We start from the raw sequence: 25,795 nt of genomic DNA on the forward strand, positions 1-25,795 counted from the left end.
GTCACCGATTCCTCGCCTCCAGCGCCGCGCGATGGGGCTGATCCGCAGTCCCTGTTCAGCAAGCCGGTGAGACTTGTTAGCTCCCTGTAGTGCAGCCCGGATAGGACGACGCCGGCGGATGACGGGTCAGGCCCACTGAGGTGGTGTAACGGTCGTGTCGCGTGATTCTTCTTGGCTGGTCAGGCGGTGATTGCCTGGATGTCGGGTGTGTCCTCCTTCGTGGTTGCGGGGGTAGTGCGGGCCTGGGCGAGGATTTCGGTGCCGAGGTAGCGGCGGCCCTCGATCCATTCGTCGTGCTGTTCGGCCAGGACGGCCCCGACCAACCGGATCAGCGCGGCCCGGTTGGGGAAGATCCCGACGACGTCGGTGCGGCGGCGGATTTCACGGTTGAGTCGTTCCTGGGGGTTGTTTGACCAGATTTGCCGCCAGAGGGATTTCGGGAACGCGGTGAAGGCCAGGACGTCGGCGCGGGCGTCTTCGAGGTGCTCGGCCACGTGCGGGAGTTTGTCGTGCAGGGTGTCGACGACCCGGTCGAACTGGGCGTGCACGGAGTCGGCGTCGGGCTGGTCGAAGACCGAGTGCAGGAGCGTTTTCACCGAGGGCCACGAGGTTTTCGGGGTAGCAGCCATCAGGTTTGCCGCGTAGTGCGTGCGGCAGCGCTGCCAGGACGCGCCCGGCAGGGTCGCGCCGATCGCGGCGACCAGACCGGCATGGGCGTCCGAGGTCACGAGCTTCACGCCGCTCAGGCCGCGGGCTGTGAGGTCCCGGAAGAACGACAGCCAGCCCGCGCCGTCCTCAGCGGATGTGACTTTCAGGCCGAGGATCTCGCGGTGCCCGTCGCGGTTGACCCCGACCGCGATCAGGGCGTGCACGTTCGCCACGCGTCCGTCCTCGCGGACCTTCAGCACCAGCGCATCCGCGGCCACGAACGTGTACGGGCCGGCATCCAAGGGCCGGGTCCGGAACGCCTCGACCTGCCCGTCCAGATCCGCGGCCATCGCGCTGACCTGTGACTTCGACAAGCGGGTGATCCCCAGGGACTCCACGAGCTTCTCCATCCGACGGGTCGAGACGCCCAGCAGGTAGCAGGTCGCCACCACGCTCGTCAGGGCAGCCTCCGCCCGCTTGCGGCGCTCCAGCAGCCAGTCCGGGAAATACGTGCCCGCACGGACTTTCGGGATCGCCACGTCGATCGTGCCGACCCGGGTGTCGAAGTCCCGGTGCCGGTACCCGTTGCGGGAATTCACCCGATCCGAGGACGGGACGCCGTAGCCGGCGCCGCACAGCGCATCGACCTCGGCACCCATCAGCGTCGAGATGAACGTGGCCATCATCTGCCGCAGCAGATCCGGCGACGCGGACTCGAGCTGGTCGTTAAGGAACTGGGCAGGATCGATCTGGGTACTCTGGGTCTTGGCCATCGCGTGTCTCCTACGAGTCGACTCTGGAAGGTCTCTCGAAGAATCACGCGATGGCCGCCCTACACTCGGGTACGCCACGCCCGCTGCTCAGCGGGCTCCGTGGCCGTTACACCACTCTCGTGGACTCCACTGGATGACGTGCCTGATAGCCACCGCCAGCAGGATGATCAAGCTCACAGCACTGGCGATGACCAAAAGATCAAGCAAGGCTTCTCCAAGTGATGAGTCGCGTTGGGTTCAGGGGGCAGCAGCAATGGCCAGATTCCCTGCCGTACAGAAAGATCCAGAGGATGGATGGACTGGTGCTGTGGGATGTGCGGGAGGACCGAGCCCAGCACATCTCGCCACCTGGATCGGCCCGAGCGAGCGCCGGGCCGATCCAGGGTCGCCTTCAGCTCGGAGCAGGCGTCACAGGTACTTGTCGAGTCCCTCTTCTCCGGCGAGCTCTTCGGCCATCCCCCACTCTCCGGCCTCGAGCAATGCGTGGATCTGAGTGCGGGTGCGCTGAGGATCCGGTTTTGGTTTCTCGCCGATGATGAGCCGTTGCCCTTTACCGGTGCCCAGTCCGATTCCCCATTCGGAGAAGCAGGATTCGCACAGGTAGGCCCAGAATCCTTGGACGGTGCGTGCGTCGTAGGCGGCGTTGACGGCCGGACCGTCGGGGTGCTTCACGGGGTGGGTGTCGCAGTGGACGGGGCTGGATATGTAGGTCTCGTCGGCCATGGTTGCTCCTGGGGTTGATGGCAGGTTCGAAAGGCCTTTCAGGCATGGAGATCGCAGCGGCTGATGAGGCGCTGCGGTGTGGGGACATGCCTGCAGGTCGGTTCCACCGATTGCAGAACCGACCTGCAGGCATAAGAAAACGCTCCGGCCGATGGCGGGAGCGTTGGGTAGACGGCGCTGTATTCGAGTTCCTGGTGCGCCCTGTCGCGGATCGCTGGCCAGCCTCAGGATGACGGGTGGCCCCGTGACGTCGCTGTGTCGCTGCGGCCGGTCACCACATGTCTGCAGGAATTTTCAGACGAGTGGCTCCTGCGGCGTCACGACTGGTCTGGGGAGTCGGACGGTTCCGGATGGACGGCTACGGCGCGCACGTCCTTGGCCAGTCTCCACCGTTGGAGCAGGTCCAGACCCCAGAGGTGGGCTGCGGTGAAGGTGGGAAAGGTCGTGTCGTTGCCGTTCCAGGTGTCGGGGTCGCTGTGGGTGCTGACCTGGATGGCGAAGGGTCCGGGATGCGTCAGCACATCCTGGAATTCTTTCGGTGCGGACGTATCCCAGCCGTCGGTGGTGCGAGGGCCCATCACCAGGGCTGGGCCGAAGACGAGTGGGGCGTCCGGGGTCGGCATGGATGTTGCATCGCCGATGGCGGTGGCGCGGTGGACCTGGGCCAGGTGGCTGGCCCGCATGTTGAGTTTGATCCCTGGCCCGGCCGTTTCCTCTCGGACGGCCAGGATGCTGTCGGGGTGGCTGAGTCTCCAGGCCGCTACGGTCCCCCACAGCAGACGCTGTTGGGCAGCGATCGGCCCATCGCTGAGCCGCACGATGCGCACGGGGCTCAGGAAGGTCTGCGGGATGAGGACGGCCGTGATGATTTCACGGCGCGGGGCCACCTGCGGGGCGGGCAGCTGCGGAGGTAGAGGGTGAGACATGTTGCGCTCCTTCGTGGTGGGTGGCGCGGTCCGGTGAATGACGACGATCCAGCGTTCTCCCTAAGCCAGGCGCACGATGGGAAGCATCACGAAATACCCTTTTCCTTAAGCTTTTTCGGGATGCCGGATTCGCTCTTGTCGTTGGTACGTGCAGCCCGGCGCCCGGGCGTGTATCCCGGGCAGTCAAGGGCTTTCGCTGCGCTCCTGGGCCGGGCAGGCCGCCGGCGTTCAGGGCGACCTCACGGGTTGAAGGTGGTGCCCTCAGCCCGGCGAACGCTCGTGTCGACGTCACCGGTGTGCTGCTGCACGGGAGCATGGTGCGCCGTGACCAGAGGCAGGCTCGAGATGTGCTGAACCGCGACGATGTACGCCTGTCCCTGTGGCGTAGCAGCGAACAGGTGGACGACCGTGATCGGCGATCCGTGCTCGGCCGCCGCGGCCCGAAGGTCAGCCTCCGTCTTGTTCCACGAGGTCCGGACCCTGGCGGCGTAGGTACCCTCCAGGGACGACAGCTCGGGCAACTGGATCGGCAGCACGTAATGGCCGCCCGCGAGGACAGTGACGGCGAAAATCTTTTCGGGGCGGGCGTTGGCGTGATGGACCGCATTCAGCATGTTCACCAGCGAGGCTCGATCCTGCGGATTCAGCGAGTGCTCGGTCGGGTCAGTCGGGCCGGTGGCGGGACCGGTGCCCGGAGCATCACCGCTCGAGGTCTGGCCCGTGGATTCCTCGTGGGAACGGTCGGGATGAGGCTGCATGGTTCTCCTTCGGTGGGCACGGCCGCAAAAGGCCTGCGACCCTGAGCGGATCGCAGGCCGTTGCGGTGTGCGCGGATGGGGGTTGGTGCTCATCAGGCAGGGCCTGACATGCTGGTGGCCGGTTCGTCGTACCGGATGCATCAGCGTCCGGTACCGATCACCGAGCCCGGCCCCAGGCGACTCTGCGCACAAGAAAAGCCGCCCAGGCAGCGCATGGGCGGCTATCTGTTCGTGAAAGACGATTCCGGCGAATGCTTCCCACAGTGAGGACTGGACGCTAGCCAGAGCTTTCGTGCTCTAGATCAACGATCCGGTTGCGTGTCCTGGATCAAGCGGCCGTACACGTCGCCCTCGATGTAGGTGACGACGCCCTCTCCCTCGGGCTCACGCATCGCCCAGTGGTAGTGAGCGCGGTACCAGACGATCGACCAGCCAGCCTCGCTCAGAGCCTCGTACACGGTGGCATCCCCGCCTGATCCGGCGAAGAAACCGTCGCCGCTCATGCCCGGCGGTTCTACCAGCGGCAAGGCTTGCGTCGCTTGGCGGGACAGGATGTGCAGGACGTCCTGCACGGTGCGGGCTTTGCACAGAGCATCGATCTGCGCGTTGATGACGTCCCAAAAGGAGTCACGGTGATGACTCATGTCGAAATCCCTTTCGCTGAGATGAAGAACATCTGATGATCAGGACGGAAGTCCCGGCACAAGCGGGTCTTTCGCCCCGATGCCTGTCGGCACGTTGCCGGAGGGCTACTGCAACTGGTCCAGGTAGAAGCGGACGGTGCGCGCATACTCCGCGCGGTAGGCAGCGTCATGGTCGAACTGCAGGTACGTCAGGTCTGACTCGCAGTACGTGAGAATGATGCGCTCCCGGGAGGAGGCCCACGCCCTCCGATAACGGTTCGAGCAGAACTCCAGCTCTCGGAATCCGTCGGGTGGGAACAGGTCGTAGGCGGATTCCAGGTCCGCGAACGAGCGGTGCACCGGAACGCCGTGCGGTGCCTGCGTTGGGCTCCTGTCGGTTGTCCAGACGTACCGTTGTCTCCACTGCGGCCAGGGGACCGGGTCGTCCCCGGCAGCCGGCTGACTCTCAGCCTCGGTGGCACGGCTGGAGGGTTGCTGGTCGTTCATGTGAACTCCTGTTCTTGGCTTGGGCCGGGCGTTCCACCGCGGCCATGAGTGGTGTCTTGTTCCGGAGCGGTTCTGCGGATGCTGCGCCGCACCGCTGTGACCGTGTGCCTGCTGTGCCGGCAGTTCCCGCGTCTGGCTCAGGGAACCTCGACGTCTGCTGCTGGACGCTCGGCCCGATGGCTGGTGGTCAGTCGTCCGGGCTCATCTCTCGCTCCGGGAGGAGGGCATCCAGGACCTGGGCACAGCGATCCGCGAGGTGGGTGGCCTCCGCCGGTCCCAGGTTCTCGGCGACCATCACGTCGACCATGGTCATGATCATCGACAGGTTCGTCAGGCACGGATCCGCCGGAGGATCAGAAGGGCTCATCAGGGCCTGCGGCCACCGATCACTCCACCCCATCACCGGCTGGCTGATGCGGCAGGCACGATCGAGGGCCTGGCGAGCGCGGGTCGGTTCGCCACGCTGCTGGTGGATGCCGGCCAGCACAGAGCCTGCCAGGGCGTCCAGGGGTCCGGTCGCGGTGATGGACAGGTTCCGCCAGAACCGCACCGAGTCCTCATCCAGGTCGGCCAGGCAGGCGAAGGCCAGCATCCGGTCCCTCAGCGCGTCCAGGCAGGCGTCCTGCACGGAGCGAGGGAGCTTGCTGCGCGGCTCGGCGCGCAGGATGTGGCGGGCATGCTGCAGCGCAAGGCGGCGTTGTTCGCGCACCGTGCAGGCGATCGGGTCGATGTCCTCGGCCTGGTCACGGTTGTGGTGCTGGGTGAGAGGTGCGTTCACCTGACGGCTGCCGGTGACGTCGGCGTGAACGATGGTCCATCCCATGCTTTCGATCTGGCTGCGGGCGGCCTCGGCGAAATGTCGGGCTTGCGGGGAGTAGGCGAACACGTAGACGTGGTGGATACGGCGTCCTAGTTCAGCCGAGGTCAATTGGATCTTGAAGTTCAGAAATTTCCACCTCTGCTCGCTCGGGTTCTCGATCGGCTCGACCTCGATGTGGGCCTGCGTCCCGAGGACCGAGACCACGAAGACCTGATCAGGATGCGACAGCGCCTCGTACCAGGACATCAGTGCGAGATGAAGGTCTTCGACCTCGACCCTGGTGTGGCGCGGGCGGGGATCTGGATGGTGCGGAGAACGATTCATGGCATCCTCTTTCGCTGATGGACAGCTGGTCGGTGAGGTGAGGAACGGCGAGTAGATCCGCCGACCGTTTGAAAAAGAGCCCAGGTGCGCAAGGAACACACCGGCCCCGGGAAGGAGGCCACCGTGCGTTTCGTGGTGCTGTCCGTTCGTCCGTCACTAGAACGTCAGCGACGGGTGGCGTGCTCTCGCCGCTCTAGGGCCGGGTGCCGTCCGGCAAACCGTTGCGCATCAAGTGTTCTCATCACCCTCGACGAGCCGGCTGCCTTGACGATCCCTGCACCGGATTCAGAACAGCGCTGCACGCCCGGATATCGCCCTCCGTGTCACCCGACCAGGAGGCGCCCTAAGGGCGTATCGCGCTGCACGGCGTACCCGAGCCCTGTGAGCAGATTTTCCATTTCGGTCAGACGGGCATCCCGTTCGTTGGTCAGGCCGCGGACGGTGATCCAGTCGATGGAGACCGCCTTACCGGACTTGCCACGGACCACGAACCCTGACCTGCTGAGCGACTCGCTCAGGCGCGGGATCCCGCGCCTGGACAGTTCACCCGACACGCCGGAGGGGGTGGTCTGCTGTCCCCACCGGGCTGCGCCTGGCCGGCCCACTCGGCTCACCGGGGCCCTCATCACCGTGACCCGCAGGGTCGTTCCGTCGCTGAGGGCCGCGACCAGCGTGGATGCCCCGATCTGTTCGACCTCCTGCACCCGCAGGCCGGAAGGCAACTGAGCGCCGCTGGTGAGGCCTTGCCGGACAAACTCCATTCCTTCCTGATGTGAGGTGGTGTGCTGGTCGGGTGGGTGGCTCATGGATGGTCTTCTCCTTTGCCGGATGGATGTTCGTGTTCGGAGGTCAGGACAGCCGGCCCCATCGGACCCATCGACCTATGTCCGGTGCCGGTGCTGCCGTCGAGGAACGGGCACCCTCGACATCTGTGACGCGACGCTCTGCTGAGGCCCGGTAGGCCCGGTAGGCCCGGATCAGGCAGCCGGTGCAGCCCGTCCCAGGCGTAGGAAGCTGGGACGGGCTGCCGCGGTCCTCGCCGGCCAGGCGATCGAACCTGACAGGTGGCCTGGTTACGTTCGGGGGTGGGCGCTGGTGTCGGCGTGCTGCGCCGCGTGTTGGCCTCTGTCCCATCCCCATCGGTCGTGGATGGTCAGGCTGGCTCCTGGCCTGGTGTGCGGGAACAGGAGGTCGACGTGGTGGTCGACGGCCTGCTGACGACTGGCCAGGACGGGTAGGAGCCGTTCCTGTCCAACCTGTTTCCCGGCGGCTTCGGTCTGCTCATCGGTGATCTGGCTGAGCCGCTGCTTAATGCGCACCGCATAGGCGGTCAGGAACGATCGGCGAAAGTGCAGGCTTCTGGTGCGCTGACGCACCTCGGCAGGCTGCTCGCTGTCCCCGAGGCGGGCCAAGGCACTGGTGGCTTGCTCCAGGAGCGAGTCGAACAGCATCTCCACGACGTCCAGATCGTGACCGAACCCCATGACCGTGCAGTAACTCAGTTGCCGGTTGTACACACCCCGGCAGCCGTTGGCGCCGGCGATGCCGTGAAGCAGCAGAGTTTGAGCCGCCACGTACGGAGGTTCCAGCCAGATCCTGCGTGCCTGAGGCTTCTCGGCCCCGACCCAGGACTGTCCTGCCCTGGTGTGTGAGGCCGATGTTGCCTGCAGCATCGCGTGATCGATGCGGTGACGGGCCATGCGCTCGTGGGCCCCGGCGCTGAAAGCCTCCGCCTCGGCCGTGGATGTGCATGCCTCGGCCTTCGCCAGTAACCCCTTGATCCTGCGCAGCACCCGGGGGTCGACCGCGGACGCCCCCGAGCCCTCACCGGACGGGATCGGCTGGTACTGCCCCGGCAGCGGGCCCAAGCGTTCCAGCGGTGGCAGTTCCAGGATCACGGCCACCAGGATCAGCAGCCGGGGCACGAACGTCGTCCATCCCTGGCGCTGCACGTACGCCTGGGGCAGGCTCGTACCTGGCGGCCACCATGGGGGTGCGTCGGCCTTGGCGACCTGCGCGTGCCAGCGGGGGTCCACCGTGCTGGCAGCGAAGGCGTGCAGGTGATCGGTGACGGCCTCGGCGGCCAAGGCCGCATACTTGGCTCCCTGGCGACGCCGGACACACCAGATAAGGTCAGCGGGCTGCCAGCCATGGTTCCAGGCGAGCTGCAGCGCCGCGCTCAAGTGCATCGTCAGGTCCTCGAGCAGAAACGCACGCCAGCCGCCCCGGTCAGGACGCTCCTGCACGTCCAGGATCGTCGCCTTCACACGCCCCCGGTCTCCGTCGCGCAGAGCCCTCCGTGTCGCGTCCAGCAGGATGTCGCTCACGACGTCGAACGGCGTCTCGGCGTCGAGTCCCGCGAGCGAGCCGCTCCCCTCGGGCGCACCGGGACTCGACGATCGACGGGCGCTCGTGTGGGGTCGCTGCCTCTGGGTCACAGAGTCCCTCCCCAGCGACCACGTCCGTTGCCGAGGCGAGCAGCCGGGGCGACCCTCAGCCCGCCCCCGAGGTCATCCCCGGGTGTGCTGGCGGGTGTACGGCCAGGTGTGCTGGCGGGGGTGGGGACCACCCGCAGGTTGGCGCTCCGGCGCCACCCGTGTGGCCGTTGCAGGGCCCATGCCACGGCGGCAAACGGATCACCGAACTGCTCGTCGTCGCCCGGCCACGGGCGGGCCCCTCCGTTCTCGTCGTACGTGTGAACGACGAACGGCCCGTCCTGCACCAGATGGAGGAAGGAGGGCGGGGCACTCTCAAGGAGGTGGCCTGGCCCAGGCCTGCCCAGAAGAACGGCCGGGCCCGTGATGTCGCCCGGTGCCGAGGTCCCCTGAGACTCGCGGTCCCGGTGCAGCCGGGCCAGGAGACTCGCCCGTCAGTTGAGCTTTTGCCTCTGGCATCGCTTCTCGTGGTCCACGTACATGATCGCGGCCGGAGCACGCAGGACAACGGCGCCGATGCGCTCCCGAGCCAGGCGCTCAAGATCCGTGATCTGTGTCCCGGACACGGGTGCCACCCACAACCGTGTCTGCATGTCCTGGGGAATGATCAGTGCCTGGACCTGCCGACCGCGGGGCGAGAGGTGGTCCTCGCCTTCGGTTCCGTCCGTCCGCGCAGACGGTGAATGGTGCATCGAATCCTCCTGGGGAAGGGCTTGTCCGGACGGCATCCGTGGATGGACGCCGACTCGGGTGAAGGGGGTCCGCAGGTCGTTCCCGCTGCAGGAGCGACCTGCGGACATGACAAAGCGCTCCGGCCGGTGGCGGGAGCGCTGGTCTTCGTCGAGCGTGTGAGGATGTGCCGGGCCCGAGGGAACGGGCTCGGGTCCTGGGGATCGGGTGGTGCACGCGAGGGTGCGGTTCGCCCGTTCACATGCTGTCGTGTGGGTCGGGAGCCCAGGTGGCGCAGCCATGCTGGTCTTCGCCGACCAGGGCATCCCAGTCCAGGCTTTCCAGGAACACCGTGATCTGCTGCCAGATCTCCTGCTCGTCCTGCGGACTCAGCCCCTGGTGGAGGGACCGACCGTCGGCAGCGGTGACGTCGTGCAGGACGAAGCCGTGGCCGTAGTTCTGGTCGCTGGTGTGCAAGACCACCTGGGCGAGATCGGGCCAGCGACGGTGCGCCCCGTTCAGGACATGCGCGAGGTTCACCCGGTCCAGCGCTGCCTTCTGCGGATCTGCCGGGGGACGTGGGGGAACGCCCGTCACCAGGTGCCAGCCGGCAACGACGCCTGCGGATACCTCACCGGCCGGATCCTGCGGATGCGAGTCTCGCGTGGCGGCTTTTCCTTTCGGCCTCCTGGTCTGGGCGTCCACCGCCGCGTCGTCGGACCCGGCCTGCACAGCGCGGCCAGCCTCCGTCAGCTCGAAAGGGCTGTTGCCCACGGACGAGTCCGCCTGGGCGAACGGGCCCGACTCAGACAGTTCGCACACGGTGGTGAAGAGACTGGCCGTCGTGACCGGCCCGAGACAGAAGTCGACGAGGTCCTTCACCTCCACCGGTGCAAGGTCCCAGTTGATGATCTGATCCACGATCGCCAGAACGATGTCCTCCTCGACGCGAACTGCGTCCTGCCGCCCGAGAGTCCTTTCCTCGACGGCAACAGGAGTCTGGAACCTCTGCTCGCGACGCATGTGGATCTGGGCGAGCGTGACCTGCGCCTGCGCATGCTGCTCGAGTTGCTGCTGGGCCGCGGCGAGCAGCGCACCGGCGATAATGTTCTCCGGCGCGCACGAAGACAGGTGCTGCCAGAGCGTCAGTGCGCGCTGGCTCGCCCACGTCAGGCAATGCAGGGCGATATCCGGCTCGCGCAGGGCGTCGAGGCACTCCCGCAGGCAGGCCTGCGGCAGCGGCCGGTGCGGCTCCTCGCCCAGCCAGTGCCAGGCCTTCAGCAGGGCGCCGACACGCCGCTCCCGGATCGTGGAACCCAGCCACTGAGCGTTCCTTTCGAAACCACCTGGCTCACCTGGAGCGCACGGTGGGACTGCGGCCTGAGCACCTGTGACATCGGCGTGCACGATGTTCCACTGCAGTGCCTCGAGACGGGGCCGCAGAGTCTCGGCGTACTGGCGTGCCCGGAGGGAGTACGCGCACAGATACGTAGAGCCCCTGCCGTGCTCGAGGCGTGCCGCCACGGCGCTGATCCGATGGTGCAGATACCTCCCGGTGAAGACAGTGAGCTCGGGGAGGGCGATTTCCTCGACGCTCAGGTGATCACCGGTCACGTCCACGACGAACAGCCGGTCAGGCGACTCCAGAGCCCGGTGCAACCTGACCAGGAACGTGTGCGCCACCTCAATGTCAGAATGGGCATGGAGGCGCGGGGCACGGCAATGCTCAGATCTCTTCATCATGACCTTCTCTCCTGGTGAGTGTGTGAAAGGCACCGGCAGACCGAGGGCGGCCTGCCGGAGGACGCGCTTGCCAGCCAGCGGCGGCTCGCGGACCCGGGCGGATTCCCGCTGCACGCCAACAGCGCCCAGGAATGGGATCCGCCCCGGCCCGTGCGAACGCAGGACCTGCACGCACAGCAAAAAGCCCGCGCATAGATGTGCACGGGCTCACGAAGACGTGTTACGGCGTTGCTAGTCCGATCCAGGCACGGGCCGGTGTGACGAAACGGGTCGTCTCAGCGCTGGATACCCAGACGGGCCAACAGGAACATCCGCTCGAAGACGTTTCTGGCGGTCTCGTCCTGAGTGCTGTCCGGGACGTCGCCGGCGCGCCAGCCCAGCCGACGTTCGGTACCGCTCAGATCGTTCATGCTCCGGACATGAACCGAGTCTCCTCCCTGCTGCGACTGCTGCTTGGCCACATACATGGCCTGATCCGCCTCGTGCAGCGCCTGGGCGCCCTGCCCCGGTCCCCAGGAAGCCGTGATCACGACACCCAGGCTGCCGCCGACCGGCACACGTGTTCCGTCCAGGGTGACAGCCCGATCGGCCATCATGGTGATGACCCGCTGAGCCTCACTCTCCGCGGTGGCCGCACTGATCCGCTCCGTGGCCGGAAGGCCCGGGAGGCTGTGCCACACCACAGCGAACTCATCGCCTCCCAGGCGCGCGACGACACCGCAGCCGTGCATGGCCTGTTGCAGCCGCACGGCGACCGCGACCAGCAGCAGGTCCCCGCACGCGTGCCCGTACGTGTCGTTGACCTGTTTGAAACGGTTGAGATCGAGCAGGCCGACCATGACCGGCCGTTGCCGGACACGACTGGCGGACAGGACATGCTCCAGGTGGCGACGGTTGGGCAGGCCGGTCAGCATGTCCGTGTCCCGGGCTTTTTCGGCATGCTGGAGCGAGCGGCGCATACGGGCCCCGGCCAGGGCCTGCCAGATCGCGATCATGCCGGTCGCCCACCACAACAGGACAACCAGCCGATGGTGAGCGCGATGTTGCGATGACATCCTTTGCAGATCGTGCGCTTTCATGCGAGTCCTCTCATCGGGGAACGAGCCGCGGACGGATGAGCGCGCCGGCACGGGGTGCTCCCGGCCGGGAAAGCTGCGGTGCCTGTGCAGCGAGTCGGGCTTCACTACTGCGCCGGGAGCACACGGAAGCGCTGATGCGGCGAGAGCGGATCGCTCAGGCGCAGCCCGTGCAGGTACGCGATGAACCAGTCGTCGTAGCGCCCGGCCTGAGGGTCGAAGGGACCGTCCGGGGCGGTGGCCGTCTCGATCCTGAAGGTTCGGGTGTGCAGCAGCAGGGCAGCCAGTTCTTCCGGCACTGACGTTGATTCACCGTCCTGGCCGACCGGACCGTGCAGGACCGCGGGCCCGACAATCCAGTCCTGGTCGCGCGCGGCACTGTTGTGCGCCCACCACAAGGCGGTGGCCCGCTCATTAAACGGCATGCGCCGCAGCTTGCCCTCCTCGTTGATGTAGAAGCTGGCCTCCGGGTGGTACAGGTCGATCGCTTCGATCATGCCGTCCACCAGGTTCTCGTAGGCATCCAGGTTCTTCGTGTCCAGGTGGACCTCCTGCAGCGGTTCGCTGATCCTCGCGGGGATGACGATCACGTTCATGACTGCTCCGTTCTCATTTCGTGGTTGAACTTTTCGCGATGACCGGTGGATGGCTGCGGTCGTCATCCGGTGGCGTCGCGCTGGTGTTCGGGCTCCGCCACGTTGGTGGCGGTCACGACGTACAGCGGCTCCTGTCCCTCCTCGGCCTGGCTGCGCGCCACGCCCGCCGCCCGGTCTGCCATCCGCAGGAACCGCGAGCCCTGCCACGGGGTGCAGGCCTGGGTGATGGCTATCCCTAGATGCCCCGTGCCGTACGGGGTGTCATCGCTGCCGTATCCGGGCTGTTCGCTGATCAGCGCCAGGATGCGCTGGGCTTCACGCTGGGCGGCTGCGGGCGTGATCGGGGTGCCGGGTGCCAGGCCCGGCAACGAATGCCAGACCAAGGCGGCTTCACCACCGCTCAGGTTCTTCAGCCGGGCAACCAGGCCGTGACGACGCATGGCCTGCCGCAGCGGGCCGGCCAGCTTCGCGAGCTCACGGTCACGGTCATCGGCGCCCATGACGTAGCGAGTCCTGCGCTGCACCGACCACCAGAACTTCCACGGAATCACCATCTCCAACGACAGCAGGCCCACCATGACCGGCGGGCGGCCACTGCGCTGACCTGCCAGCTCTCGTTCCAAGAGCCAGCGGTTGGCCAGGCCGGTCAACGGGTCAGTGCCCTGGTTCTTTTCGTCCTGTGACATCCACTGCCGCTGAAAAACTCGACCCAGAGGGCTCCCCAGCGCTGCTACCTTCTCGAACAGCCACGAGCGCCGCAGCGCTTGCAGCGCCCAGGCCGCCCGCGAGTGGTGCCAGGAGTGTGCGGGAGCCTGCGCGCGATCAGGGCCCGTCGTGGATTCCTCGCCGCACCAACGATCGAGGGTCTGCGCCTGGTGCCGGGCGTGCAGCTCCAACGGCTGCGGTGGCGTCGGCCAGAAATCGGCCACGACACGCGCGTTGGCATCGAGCATGCCTCGCCGGCGAGGTTCCTGGCGCCAGCGATCCCGATCACGCCAGGCGCTCGCGTGGTCGGCGTAACAGGGGCCCACCCACACGTAGGGTTCGCCCGCGGACAGGCGCGCCTCGACCCAGAACGTGTTGGCCTGGACGAGCTCGGCGATCACGCGTGAAGGCACGCCCGTCCAGTGTCCCTGCTTGTCGCGCAGACCGACGATGGCGATCGTTCCGCGCACCGGCCAGCCCCCGCCCGGTGTCATGAAACTCTCCGGCAGGAGCTCCAGCGCGGTATTGTTAATGGGCTCGCCACGGTGAGCCGCACTCTCGTCGTACAGCAGCACCGCCCGGTGGTACTCCAGGCCGCAAGTACCCTCGAGGAACTGCTCGCCGGCGGCGCCGGAGTACTCGCGCAGGACATGGACGCTGTCTGCGGCGTCGACGTTGATCACGAAAGCCTCGTCAGTCGAGGCATGCACAATGATGGCTTGCATGTCGTTCTCCTTCTGATGGGTGGTTGTCCCTGCGGTGCGGACGCATCGAGGGCATGGGCCGCCGGACCCGATCACGATCGGGCCAGGCGGTGGCTGAGAAGCTTCTGGGGGTCGCTCACTTCTGCGGCTCGAGAGACGCACGCATCACCGGCCCAGCGGTCCTTCCTGATGCTGGCCGCGGAGTCTCGGCAGGCTCACGCATCAGTGCCGGACCTCACCCTGCAGGCGAGCACATCGATCAAACGTTGTGCGTGCGTGTCCCATCCGCAGGAAGCGGTGGATCCGGTGCGCGATCAGGTCGTGCGTTCGGCACTGACGCCGACGAGGAGCACAACGCTCGTAGCCGGAGATCGGGCAGATGTGTCGGGAGTCCCGTGGAACGGGAATGCCCGGCTACCGCCGTGGCTGTGCCGCGTGCGGGAGAGGCCGCTGTCAGCGTGTCATCAGGTCAGGTGCGACCTGTGTGTACTGGCTGACGGGAGCCGTCTCGGGTGGCGATGACCGGCAACGGCCGTGCAGTGGATCAGGGTGGTGCCGGGTGAAGCGTTGGCCCAGGTGCGTGATCGGGGTGCTCCGGTGCCGACCGTGTCGGTGGGCTGGCCGGGCACCGGCCGATGGAACCGAGGACCGGTCGTACGAGGTGATACTGAGTAAAAGAGATTTCAGCATCGGCGACGACGCCGGTCACCGGCAAGAGCCCCGTGGGCCTGAGTCAGTCACGGTGGGTCCTGTTGACGCGGTTGCTTCTCACCAACGCCACCGGTCTCTGCGTACACCCGGTCCGGGCCCGGTGCTGACGGAAGGCGTTGCTCGCGGGCGGGAGTGCGCCCGTAGTCGACGTGATCGGCAGCGTCTCAGCCGGTTTGGGCAGGCCGGGTGGCGCCCAGGAGGCTGTCCCACCGGTGGTCCTCGATGCGGACGACAGCGCCGGTGTGCGGGGCGTCGATCATCCGGTTCTCGCCGAGGTAGAGACCGACATGTGTGACGTGGGCGGTGTCGGTGCCGAAGAAGACCAGGTCCCCCGGCTGCAGGCTGTGCAGCGGAACGCGGGGCCCGTGCTCGTACTGCAGTTGCGCGGTGCGGGGCAGCGTGATGCCGGCGGCCTGGTAGGCGGCCACGGTCAGGCCTGAGCAGTCGAACCCGTTGTCGCCGTGCTCGGGTCCGTTGCCGCCCCACTGGTACGGCAGCCCGAGCTGGGCGCGGGCGAAGTCCAGGGCTGCGCGGACGCTCGTGCTCTGCCCGGGGGGACTCTGGCAGTTCGTGCTCGTCCAGGCCCGCGCTGATGTGCTCGCGCTGGCCTGTCCTGCGTGTGGTTGCGGAGGCCGGGACAGGTCGTTGCTCCGTGCGTAGGCCGCGACGAACGCCAGCGCCTCTTCCATGTGCCTGGCATAGGCGTCCGGGTGCGCCGATCTCTGCACCTGCTGGGCAGCCCTGCCCGCCTGGGTAGGACTGATCAGGGCCGAGTTCTGCCACCCGGGCACGTCCATCAATCCCGGCTGACCGCCGTGACCGCCGTGGATAAACAGCGCGGTGGCCGCGGCCGGGTCCATCCGCTCCTTCTCACCGGCCCAGGGCGAGCGCTGCTGGAAGAGCCCCCGCGAGTCCGGGCCGACGGCATCCCCGTGCCCGACATTGCGCAGACTGGACTCCTGGATCGCCGTGGCCACAGCGATGACCCAGGCTCGCGGCGGAGCACCCACCCGGCGAGCGCTGTCGATGATCGCACCAGCATTGGCCTGCTGCCCGTCATCGAAAACCTCAACCAGAAGCGCCAGGTCGTTCGAGTCGTTCGTGCCATCCGAGAAACCCGTCAGGTCCAGGCACGACTGCTCGCTGCTGCCCCCGAGCAGGGACCCGAGCAGATGCTGGGGTGCTGCGGCCAGCATGGTGGCGGCGGACTGGGCCAGGGCACCGAGCAGCAGCAGGCCCGTGAGGGTAGCCACTGCCACAGCACCCAGTGCCACCGTCTGTGAGCGTTCGTCCATCGTCGGCCTTCCGGGGAGGCGCTGAGGTGAGCGGCCAGGGCTTGCGGGCGGTCCCGGCCGATTGCCGGTTGGGACTGTCCGCGCGGCGGGTAGCGGGGCACGGTGCGCAGGCAAACGACACGCCCCTGCGGCGCGGGACGGCGGGCCGCAGGGGCGTGTCGTGGAGTGGGGTGGCGCAACGGGTCTCAGCTGGAGCTCGTCTCCCCCATGCTGGTGCTGATCTCGCTGATGCTGGTGAGGTCCGGCAGGTTGGCCTCGGCGGGGATCGCATCGACCCGGTAGTAGCGGACGCTGCTCGACAGGAGGGCGCGGTCCCAGGCCGGTGTGCCGTGGTGCAGGAATCCGCGGTGGGCGTTCTGCCAACCGTCCGGGCCGGTCGCCCGGGCGGCACGGCCGTCGGCGAGCACCGGATGGACACCGAAGACGCCCAGGCCGCCGTCCAGGCGAGCGCAGCTGCGCGAGTACGCGGCCTCCAGAGCGGTGGCCGGGCGCAGGAACTGACCCTGGCGGGCGCTGTTCGGGGAGAGATAGGTGTCGTAACGGAACAGGTCTCCGTACGTGCTCGAGCCCTCACCCGCCGGGATCTGGGCGGCGATCAGGTCCGAGATGTCGTGGCGCACGATCTTGGTGCGCACCCCCTGCGTGTTCAGGACGTGCACGAGTTCTTCGTCGGGTACCGAGGTCGATACCGACGGGAACTGCTCCCGAAGCCGGGCCAGCACCTCGCCCTCGTCGGCGAGCAGGTAGGTGCTCAGCGGCCGTCCGGGAGCATCGAGCATCAGGCTGGTCAGGTGCATGGGTTCCCCATTCCGTCGAGATCCGTCGAGATCCGTCGATGACGTGGCGCAGTGGGTGCGATGTGTTGGGTCCATCGGGGCTGGCGTCCTGCGCCCACGTCGCTGCTGCCTGCCAGCGTGCGACCTGCTCAGCCTTTCGAGGGGGTTCTCGTTGAAGGGTTCCGGTCCACAGGACCAACAGCGTCCACTCAGCAAGACCAACGGCGTTCACCGGCGCGCGCTGGCGCCGCTGGTTGGCCACGTGGGTGAAACCTGTTCTCCGCTCAGCGGCTCGGGCTTCCCGGGGCCAGAAACGAGCCTCACCACCAGACCTACGCCGGTCTACCAGCAAAAACGCCGTGGCTAGCGCTGTGGGTCTCCGGCGATCAGGGACGCGGCGGGCTGCCCATGCGGTGGGCTTGCTCCCGCAAAGGGCGCAGAGGGTCGTCAGCTGGTGTGGGCGCTCCGGGGTCCAGATACCAGTGCAGGTCCCGCCCGGCGGGGAGTTGAGCCAGCCGTAGGCGCGGGTGTGGCGGGCTGAACGAGCCCGGCGGCTCCTGAGGAGGGGTGAGCGGCCACCAGACAGCTGCAGCGGGCCCCAGGAGCTGCTGGGCATCGATCTCGTGCTGGTTCGTGGTGAAGACCGGCAGATCGCCCCGCGGGATGCTGGGGGCCGGGGTGGCTGGGCCACCGAAGACGGTGAGCCCGTGCAGGGCACGGTGCACGTTGCTCTCGCGCCTCAGGGTGGGCAGCACGAACAGCAGCACCCAGTCGGGGCCGAACCGTTCGGTGCGCATCCGCTGGTAGGGCCCGATCTTGGCGACGAGCCGTTCCAGGGTCTCGGTGCCCCGGTCGTATTCGAGGTAGAACCCCACCTGATGGGCCCTGGGGACAGCCGGTGATGTCGCGCCTTCGGTCTCCGAGCCCTCCGCAGCCGTCGTCTCCGGCGCAGGCAGGCGCGTGCCGTTCTGATCCGCGCAGACCTCCACCGGTTCATCACTGCAGGAGGGCGCATCCGGGCTCGGAACGGCTTCGACGGCCTGGAATTCCCATACGCCGTGACCGTCGGGCCGGACCATCATGTTGAGCCGGTTGCCGACATGGGCGGAGGACCACCACCGGGCCAGCCGGTACCGGCCCGGTGGATGGGCTCGCAGTGGTTCAGCTTCGGCCTCGGTCGGGTCCTGGGGCGCTAACAGGGTTCGGCGGCCGGGCGAGGCGGGTGCTCCTGCGTGCGACGGCAGGTCCAGTGGCTCGTTGTCCGGGCTGCTCAGGATCCGTGCAGCTCGGACGAGGCCGACGAAGAAGTCGTGGATGCCATCGGTGTGGGCCAGTTGGGTGCCGGCGGCCACAGCCTCGGTGCGCACCCGCAACTGCCGGGCGGTCAGGGGCTGTTCGTGTTCGTGGAAGGCTGCCCACCGGTGTCCGGCCTCGGCCAGGACCCAGTGCTGGGGCAGCAGGAGCCCGGACCGGCGGGTCCAGAAGCTGTCGATCCAGCCCTGCCGGCGCAGAATACCCAGCCGCCTGCGGGTGGAGTTCACCGAGGCGCCCACCAGGTCACGGATCTGCCCGCTGGTCAGGGTCGTGTGGCGATACAGGTGCACGAGGACGACCTCGTCACGAGCTTGCAGGTGGTGCGCTCGTTTCAGCCACGACGACGGCGACGGCGCCCGCCGGGCGCGGCCGGGCGCCGGTGCGCGGGGACGGCGCACGCCGCCCTGCCGCTGCGGTGCTGACCCGGGCGCCGCGTCAGCGTCCGGGCTCGGGATGGAGGTCAGCGGCTGGGGGTGTTCGTCTTTCATGCTGTTCCCCCGACCGCGAACCTCTCACCGGCCGGCCTGGCCGCCCCGATGCCATCCGTGCCGCGTCGTGGCGGCCCTGACAGCCCTGACAGCCCAGCGCACCGATGAGACATCAGCGCACTTCCTTCACGCCGTCCGGACGCCCAACAGGCTGCGGCAGGCCACTGCCAGAGCACGGAGGGCCCGCGGGAGTGAGCGCAGCAGAGAACCCAGCCCGGCGATGTCAGGTGCGGCCGTACGGGGGCCGCCCCCTCCAGGGGTATCTCCCCCAGAGATAGTCGGACCTGCACCCGCTGACGAACAGACCACGTAAAGGGCCCGTGACCTGCCCTGTTGGTCCTGTTGACGTGGCGCCGGGCGAAGCGGGCGTGCGCACCCCCGCGCCCAGGAAGCGGCGTAGGGGTACAGGCAGGAGTAGCGCTAGGGGTGTGGACCCACCGGGGAGCACGGCCCCGTGCCCGCGCGATCACGACCGGCCCTCCGTCCCGGCGTCTTTCACCGTGCCGCTGCCACCGGGCCGTTCAGGCCGTTCAGGCCGCTGGTGGGTACCCGGGTCCGGGCGGGTGGACTGGGGTTCCGGGGCGTGCTGGGCCACCTGGCTGCGCCAGGAGCGCCGGGTGCCTCGGGGCGCCTCGGACAGGGGGACGGTACTCATGGTGAACGGCTGCGCGACCTTGTTGCTGATCAGAGGCCGCACCGCCGCGGTGTACGCGGGAAGCCGGGTCAGATCGCGCTCGCTCAGGTACGGCTCGGTGTGCTGGGCCATCTGCCGGGCATCACGCGGTGAGGCGGTGAAGAAGATCTTGGTCCGGGCGTTGGCGTCCAACGCCTGCTGGGCGGCGGGGTCGAACTGGTCGAGGTTCTGGTGGGCCAGGACCATCGACAGATGGAAAGCCCTCGCCTGGGGCAGCATGTCCTCCAGGCTGGTGTCCAGGTTCAGCATGGTGTGCGCCTCATCGACGTACAGGGCCGCATCACGCCGGCGGCTCTCCGGCAGGGCCGCCCGGGCGGTGGCCGCCTGCCAGACCAGCGCCACCAGCAGCGATCCCATCAGGCGGGAGGTATCGGCGCCCATCTCCCCCGAGGGCAGGCGGGCGATGAGAACGCCCCCGTTGAGCACGTCGGTCATGTCGAACGTGGACACGCCACCGGCGAACGTGTCGGTCGCGAACGGGCGCATCAGCACCTGCCGCAGCCGGGCCCGGGCCGCGCCGGTCAGCTGCTCGACCTGGCCCTGCAGCATCCACGTCTCGTACCGGGACCAGAAGTCGTGCAGGCCAGGGTTGTCGGCCACGCTCGCGGCCAGTTCCCGGCGCAAGGTCGTGTCGCTGAGCAGCCGTGGGATCAGGTCGAGCCGGTTGTGTTCCGAGCGCATCAGGGTCAGGCAGCAGGCCCGCAGGACCTCGTCCATGCGCGGGCCCCAGTACTCGCGGAAAATGTTGCGGAAGATGGACACCACCGTGTCGACGACCACCTCGGGGCTGCTGTGTCCCACCTCCAGGGGGTTGAAGCGGGCCGATCCACCGCCGAACTGGCCCTGAGCAGGATCGATCAGCGTCAGCCGGGGTACGGCCTGGGCGGGTAGCCGGTCCAGGATGTCCAGCGCCAGGTCACCTTTGGGATCGATGACGATCACCCCGCGCCCGGCGTGCACGTCGGACAGGACCATTCGCGCGATCAGGGTGCTCTTGCCGACACCGGTGGAACCCACGATGTGCACGTGCTGACGGGCATCGGCCACCGCCAGGCCCACCGCCCGCTCCCCCAGGCTGGCGCGGCCCAGCGCCTTGAGCGAGCGGCCCCCGGCCAGGATCTCGGCCGGCGGCGGCACCATCCGCGCCCCGGCCCGTTCCAGCCCCATCACCGCCATGTCCGTGGGCACCGCCGCCACGGCAGCCAATTCCGCCAGCCCCAGCACGAACGGACGTGCCAGACGCCGACGATTCATCACCGCCACCGGTTGCGGCACCGCCCGGTGCACGAACCGGTTGGCCGCCTGATGCACCCCCAGAGCGTCGGCCAGCGCCCATGCCTTACGTCGCACCGCCACCTGCCCAGCCGGCTCCATCGTCTGCCGTCCTCGCGGCAGCACCGCCCGCCACCTGCGCCCTCTCCCACCTGACCGGGACGCCGTACTCCGCTCTTTCGGCGCAGCCGTAGGACGAGGCAGACGGGTCACCCCGACCCGCACCCCCACCTCGAACAACGGCCCGGAGAGCGCCTTCTCCACCCCCTCACGCCGCTGGCGTGTCTGAATCGGATCCAGGGACGCCGCGCCGCCCCTGCCGGCCCCCGGTCCGTACCCCACGCCCGAACCCGTCGGGGACGAACCGAACCGGGACGCCGAACGCGTCCCGGAGCCAGCGCGTGCACCCCCGTAAGGGCCCGAGAAGATCGCCGACAGCAGACCGGAGGCCGCCCCCAGCACGAACGCCGCCCCACGCATCAACCCGATCGCCGCGGACTCCACCACGCGCGCCCCACCGGGCAGTCCGCTGCTGGTCCCAGCAGCGCCGGCCCGCAGACGATGCTCGGCCCGCCGCCCGACGGGCCGCACACATACCTGCACGCACGCGCTCTCGTGACGTTCCAGCCGCGCTCCCTGCTCCAACAGGGCCCGCACCGGCTCCACCGGCAGAGTGCCCACAGCAGCGAACGGCAGCCAGTCCACGCGCGCAGACTGCAGCGCAAGACCTGCACTGGCGAGCGCAGGCACCTCTTGCTGAACGTCGTGCGTCCGGCCGCCCTGCGCAGATGGAGCGACCGGCGCGAACCCGGAACGGGCATCCCGGATGATGGTCTCGCTGCCGGGCCAGGCCGCCTTCGCGGCGGCCGCGAACGCCTGCACGTCGCAGGCGCCCGGCACCCATACCGCCAGCGTCAATTGGATACCGGTCCAACGGAATTCGAAGGCCACATGAGCCGGCGCCCGCCAGGGCCGCCAGGGCCGCCAGGGCCGCCAGGGCCGCCAGGGCCGCCAGCGAGGTGCGCGCCGCAGATGAGCAAATACCTGCGTCCACCACAGCTGCACGCCGCCCGGGTCCACCTCCAGGGGCAGGTACAGGACGATCTCCTGGGCGCCGTCCATCAGCCACCGGTGGGATCGTTCCTGCCACCACCGGTACAGCAGCGCCGCACCGATGCTCGCACCGGCCGCCGCCATCCCGGCCAGCACCGACAGCAGCAGGCCCCGGCCGGGTTCGGCCTGCAGCCAGGTCATGATCCGGGCGAGGCGATCACCCCACCCGCTCAGACGCTCGCCCACCGGGTTCGAGGGCGAAGGCACCTCTATCTCGAACGGGCGGGACAGGAGCAGGAGCAACGCTCGAACGGTCACGATCATCTCCTTCGACGGTAAGGGCAGGAGCAGGTGGGAGGTGCTGCGGGCGATCTCGTGGCCCTGGCACACGGGCTGTCGCGGTTCCAGGCCGGTGAGCGCTGTTGACCTGGTGAACGTGGTTGACCCGGTGGATCTGTTGATCCGGGGACGCTGTTGGTCCCGTGGACGCTGTTGACTGCGCAAGCCTGTGGGTCGTGGTGACCGGCGGGCCCTGTGGACCTTCGGGTCTGTGGGTCCTGTTGACGTTGGAGACTGGCGGGGCTTGTCGATCACTGACGTAGGGGCGGTTACGGCCTCAGGTCCGGTGGTGGGCTGGTTCGTGCAGATCCCGGGGTGGGGCGGCGGCGATCTGGTGTTCCAGGGCGGAGGCGACGATCTCGAGGGGGACACGTCCTTCGGCCAGCAGCAGTGCCTGGCCGCGGCGAGCGGTGGTGAGGAACTGGGCCTCACCGGGGCTGAGGGCGCAGGCCCGGGTGAGGTCACCGATCGCCTGCGGGGACTGATGCAGCAGCAGGACGCTCGCGGCGTTGGCCAGGATGACCTGCCCCAGGTCGCTGCCCAGCAGGTCCAGGACGTCCGGAGTGATGAGCGTCAGCCCCGCGACCCTCTTGCGGGAGGTCTTGGCCAACCGCGCCAGGAACCGTGCCCCGGCCGGCTCGGACAGCAACAGCGACGCCTCGTCCACCACCACGAGCCGCCGCGGACGAGTACCGCCCCGTGCGTCCTGCTCGTGCCCGTCCAGGGGCACCATCTCCGGAGCGCCGGTGCCCCCATGAGCGGTGCCCTGGTGCCCCTCACGCAGGTGCCCCTCGGCCATGTGGGCGTCCGCCCGGGTCGTGGGTGCACGCTCGCCCGCAGGCGCGCCGCGGTCCACGCTCCGCCAGATCGCATCGATCGCCAGGAGCATCCCGGCCGGGCGCAACTCCTCGGCCAGCAGGCGCGTGGACCACACCACCAAGTGCCCTTCCTCTGGGCGCGACGGGGCGCCCTGAGGCGCCCCGAAGGGCGTCTCAGCCGGTAGGACGGGACGCCCCTCACCGGGTGAGGCCGCCCCGGGAGCAGGGGCGTCGAACAGACGACTGAACGACCCGGTGACCCAGGGAGCGAGCCGGGCGGCTAGGGCCGCGGCCGCCTCCGGTGCCCCTGCGGTGTTGAGGCGGTCAGCGCCCGGTGAGGGCGCCGGACGCGGCGCCCCTGCCCCTGTCCCTGCCTCTGCCCCGGGCTGTGTCTGCCCTGGTGTCTCACCGACAGGTGCCCTGGGGAAGGACACTGCGGCAGGGGACGCGACGCCGTCGGTGCCCTCCGCCAGGTCATGCAGAGCGGTCACGAGGTCACGCATGCTGGGGGCACCTCGGGACCACGTGCGAGGCTCAGCCGTGATCCCGGCGCGGGCGTACGTGAGCCGGACCGCCACATCCAGGACGGCCTTCTCGTGCGGGGACATCACCTCACCGAGCAGGACGTCGATGAGCGTGTGGACGAACAGGCAGCGACGCACGTACGCGTCAGGGTCACCGGCCGCCAGGGTCAACGGGTTCACCTGGACGCCCGGGGCACCCAGTTCGATGACCCGTCCGCCGACCTGCTCGGCCAGTTCCAGGTACTCGCGCTCAGGGTCGATGACCGACACCTGGGTGCCCCGGTACAGCTCGCGCAGGATGGACACCTTGACCGCGTACGACTTACCGGCGCCCGATCGGGCCAGGACAACCATGTTGTGGTTGTCCAGGCTCCAGCGATCCAGCCCGACGACCGCCCCCGAGACCAGGTTCAGTCCCATCAGGACACCACCGGTGCCGACATGGGCGACCGCTGGTTCTCCCGGAAGCGGGCCGGGAAGGTCAGCGCTGGACAGCGGCGAGGCCGCCGCCAGAGCGTCGGTGTCCATGATCCGACGCGAGCCACTCCGGTTGGCCCCGACCGGCAGGGAACTGACCCAGCCCTGTTCCTGGCGCCAGGTCAGCACGTGCGTGTTCAGCAGCATCGCCGCCGCGGCCGCCCGCAGGTCCTCCAGGTCCTCCTGCAGCCCCTCACGGGACCGGGCGTGCACCGTCAGCACCAGCGAGGTGAAGAACAACCGGGACACACCACGGGCGACCTTGTCGGCTAGTTCCCCGGCGTCCTGGCTGGCCGCCTCGGTCAACGGGTCCTCCAGGGCGCCCTTGTCGGCCTCCAGCCGGCGGGTGGACTCCATCCGCACCCTCCGACGCCGGATCCGGGACATGGCCGTGGCCGTGGGAATGGGCTCCACGTGCAGGCTCACGTCCACCACACCCGGCCACGACGTCAACGGGCTCAGCCAGGCCATCGACACCTCCGGCGGGAAACCGTCCACTACCAGCGATGCCGACCACGTACCTCGCACCCGCAGACAGGTCGCGGTCACGAGGACCTCGCCTTCGGCCAGATCATCACCATCGAGCACCTCGTCGTCGAAACCACCAGCCGTGACGTCTTCCCGCCGATCGGGCGCAGCCGCACTCGACGGGTCCGAGGGGGCCGGCAGCGACTCGGTGAGCGTGGACGCCGGCGCGCCCCTCAGATGCCGCTTCATCGGCGCTCACCCCACCCGTCCCCCAGCGCAGGGGAATCTGGCACTGCGGGCCCGGTATGCCGGGCCGGGCTGCGGAACTCGCTGAGGGTCTCGCGGTCGCTGAGGTGCGGATCGTCGAGGTTCCGGTCCTCGAGCGGCTCCGTCGCGAAGGGGTCCCAGACCGTGTCCAGCACGTCGAGAACCTCATCGCTGGTCAGGATCCTGGCGCGCGCCCCGATAGCTTCGAGGTGCTCCAGCGTGCGACTGGCGTTGGCCAGAGCCTGGGAACCCGCGGCTGTCGTGGCCCGGGAGAAGACCGGCCCGCCATGCGATGGCACCGGGTGCGGTGACCACAGCCCGCGCAGCCGGGCGAAAACGTCTCCGCCGGAGAACGGGGTGAACGTGTTCCCGCCGCAGGCGATCAGGACGTCACGGCGCAGCGGCTGCTCGTACTCGTTGATGTCCAGCAAGAACTCGGCATGATCCAGAGCTGCACGGGCCAGGTCAGGATGCGCCAGTCCAGCGGCCGCGCCGGCCAGGTCCAGGGCCGCAGCGGTCAGGTCGGTAGGACGGCTCTGCAGCAGGACCTGCACCGGCCCGGACAGAGAGTTCAGCCACTGGGCGTTCCTGGCGGCCAGGACCGCGTCATCGGCGTGCGTGCTGAGCGTCGTGGGCACGCTTGTACAGGCCACCAGCGCGACACATCGACCATCGTCGGTGACGATCACACCCCGCTCGTCGACCCCCTGGACCGGACCGGGCAGGAAAAGACCCTCCACATAGTCATTTTCGGAACCAGGATCGTCCGAAAGTTCGTAGGCGCGACCGTAACGCCGGCGGGGCCGCAGCCGGTAGCGCACCGCAGCCAGCACCCATCCGTCCAGGCTCAACCCGTCCCGGGAGCCGAGCGACGCCACGAAAGCCAGGCACATCGCCATCAGGCTCCCGCCCAGCAGCACCTGCCACGGAGCCTGGTCCCCCAGGTGCCGCCAGGCCAGCAGGACCGGCGCACCCGCCAGCGACAGCACCAGCAGCTGCCGGGCGCTGAGCCCGGCCAGGATCCGGTCCGGGGCATCCAGATCCGCGCTGATCCGCGCGCGCACCGGCTCCTCGTCCTGACTATCGTTCTGAGACACACCTATCTCCCTCGCTCGTGATCACTACTGCCCCAACACCTCTGCCGTGAAAGCACCAGACCGCAGGGCCCGTCTCCGGTGCGGTGCGTCGGGGTGATGGCACGTGCACCGCTGGAACAGCCGGGTGTGAACGCATGACCCGTTCGCCCATCTGTTCCTGCCGAGCACGTGC

Annotated in this window: 19 protein-coding genes; all 19 read right to left on the reverse strand. The window is 68.5% G+C overall.

What is annotated here, in order from left to right; genetic code table 11:
- Window positions 1-179 precede the first annotated feature (179 nt).
- A complete protein-coding gene (locus LR394_RS38885; protein ID WP_231449731.1) occupies window positions 180-1,421 on the reverse strand; it encodes an IS256 family transposase in 1,242 nt (413 codons plus the stop codon).
- Window positions 1,422-1,829: 408 nt separating this feature from the next.
- The gene (locus LR394_RS38890) at window positions 1,830-2,144 is read right to left on the reverse strand and encodes a hypothetical protein (protein WP_231449732.1); all 315 of its coding nucleotides are present in this window, start codon (window positions 2,142-2,144) and stop codon (window positions 1,830-1,832) included.
- A gap of 317 nt (window positions 2,145-2,461) precedes the next feature.
- Window positions 2,462-3,070: a hypothetical protein gene (locus LR394_RS38895; protein ID WP_231449733.1), complete on the reverse strand. Its 609-nt coding sequence runs from the start codon at window positions 3,068-3,070 to the stop codon at window positions 2,462-2,464.
- 239 nt (window positions 3,071-3,309) lie between these two features.
- Window positions 3,310-3,828 (reverse strand): hypothetical protein, encoded by a 519-nt coding sequence (locus LR394_RS38900; RefSeq protein ID WP_231449734.1) that lies wholly within the window; start codon window positions 3,826-3,828, stop codon window positions 3,310-3,312.
- A 302-nt stretch (window positions 3,829-4,130) separates the two neighbouring features.
- Window positions 4,131-4,472 carry a hypothetical protein gene (locus LR394_RS38905; protein ID WP_231449735.1) on the reverse strand — a complete coding sequence of 114 codons (342 nt, stop codon included), beginning with the start codon at window positions 4,470-4,472 and terminating at the stop codon, window positions 4,131-4,133.
- 105 nt (window positions 4,473-4,577) lie between these two features.
- Window positions 4,578-4,958 (reverse strand): hypothetical protein, encoded by a 381-nt coding sequence (locus tag LR394_RS38910; protein WP_231449736.1) that lies wholly within the window; start codon window positions 4,956-4,958, stop codon window positions 4,578-4,580.
- Between the two features lie 187 nt (window positions 4,959-5,145).
- Window positions 5,146-6,102, reverse strand: a complete 957-nt coding sequence (locus LR394_RS38915; RefSeq protein ID WP_231449737.1) for a DUF4192 domain-containing protein — start codon at window positions 6,100-6,102, stop codon at window positions 5,146-5,148.
- A gap of 323 nt (window positions 6,103-6,425) precedes the next feature.
- The gene (locus tag LR394_RS38920) at window positions 6,426-6,908 is read right to left on the reverse strand and encodes a hypothetical protein (RefSeq protein WP_231449738.1); all 483 of its coding nucleotides are present in this window, start codon (window positions 6,906-6,908) and stop codon (window positions 6,426-6,428) included.
- A gap of 267 nt (window positions 6,909-7,175) precedes the next feature.
- Window positions 7,176-8,540, reverse strand: a complete 1,365-nt coding sequence (locus tag LR394_RS38925) for a DUF2786 domain-containing protein (protein WP_231449739.1) — start codon at window positions 8,538-8,540, stop codon at window positions 7,176-7,178.
- A 924-nt stretch (window positions 8,541-9,464) separates the two neighbouring features.
- Complete coding sequence (locus LR394_RS38930; RefSeq protein WP_231449740.1) at window positions 9,465-11,129, reverse strand: hypothetical protein; 1,665 nt, start codon at window positions 11,127-11,129, stop codon at window positions 9,465-9,467.
- Window positions 11,130-11,224: 95 nt separating this feature from the next.
- The gene (locus LR394_RS38935; protein WP_231449741.1) at window positions 11,225-12,079 is read right to left on the reverse strand and encodes a GGDEF domain-containing protein; all 855 of its coding nucleotides are present in this window, start codon (window positions 12,077-12,079) and stop codon (window positions 11,225-11,227) included.
- A gap of 53 nt (window positions 12,080-12,132) precedes the next feature.
- Window positions 12,133-12,621 carry a DUF3846 domain-containing protein gene (locus LR394_RS38940; protein WP_231449742.1) on the reverse strand — a complete coding sequence of 163 codons (489 nt, stop codon included), beginning with the start codon at window positions 12,619-12,621 and terminating at the stop codon, window positions 12,133-12,135.
- A 62-nt stretch (window positions 12,622-12,683) separates the two neighbouring features.
- Window positions 12,684-14,009 (reverse strand): GGDEF domain-containing protein, encoded by a 1,326-nt coding sequence (locus LR394_RS38945; protein ID WP_231449743.1) that lies wholly within the window; start codon window positions 14,007-14,009, stop codon window positions 12,684-12,686.
- An 896-nt stretch (window positions 14,010-14,905) separates the two neighbouring features.
- Window positions 14,906-15,994, reverse strand: a complete 1,089-nt coding sequence (locus tag LR394_RS43480) for an NlpC/P60 family protein (RefSeq protein WP_231449744.1) — start codon at window positions 15,992-15,994, stop codon at window positions 14,906-14,908.
- A 227-nt stretch (window positions 15,995-16,221) separates the two neighbouring features.
- Window positions 16,222-16,833 (reverse strand): hypothetical protein, encoded by a 612-nt coding sequence (locus LR394_RS38955; RefSeq protein WP_231449745.1) that lies wholly within the window; start codon window positions 16,831-16,833, stop codon window positions 16,222-16,224.
- Between the two features lie 365 nt (window positions 16,834-17,198).
- Window positions 17,199-18,614, reverse strand: coding sequence for a replication-relaxation family protein (locus LR394_RS38960; protein ID WP_231449746.1), 1,416 nt, complete (start codon window positions 18,612-18,614; stop codon window positions 17,199-17,201).
- Between the two features lie 466 nt (window positions 18,615-19,080).
- The gene (locus tag LR394_RS43485; protein WP_231449747.1) at window positions 19,081-21,951 is read right to left on the reverse strand and encodes a type IV secretory system conjugative DNA transfer family protein; all 2,871 of its coding nucleotides are present in this window, start codon (window positions 21,949-21,951) and stop codon (window positions 19,081-19,083) included.
- Window positions 21,952-22,249: 298 nt separating this feature from the next.
- Window positions 22,250-24,508 carry a VirB4 family type IV secretion system protein gene (locus tag LR394_RS38970; protein WP_231449748.1) on the reverse strand — a complete coding sequence of 753 codons (2,259 nt, stop codon included), beginning with the start codon at window positions 24,506-24,508 and terminating at the stop codon, window positions 22,250-22,252.
- On the reverse strand, window positions 24,505-25,623 hold the full coding sequence (locus LR394_RS38975; protein ID WP_231449749.1) for a PrgI family protein: 1,119 nt from the start codon (window positions 25,621-25,623) through the stop codon (window positions 24,505-24,507). Before LR394_RS38975 ends, LR394_RS38970 begins: the two co-directional genes overlap by 4 nt.
- Between the last annotated feature and the right edge of the window lie 172 nt (window positions 25,624-25,795).

Source organism: Kineosporia babensis, assembly GCF_021129305.1.
Lineage (GTDB): Bacteria > Actinomycetota > Actinomycetes > Actinomycetales > Kineosporiaceae > Kineosporia > Kineosporia babensis.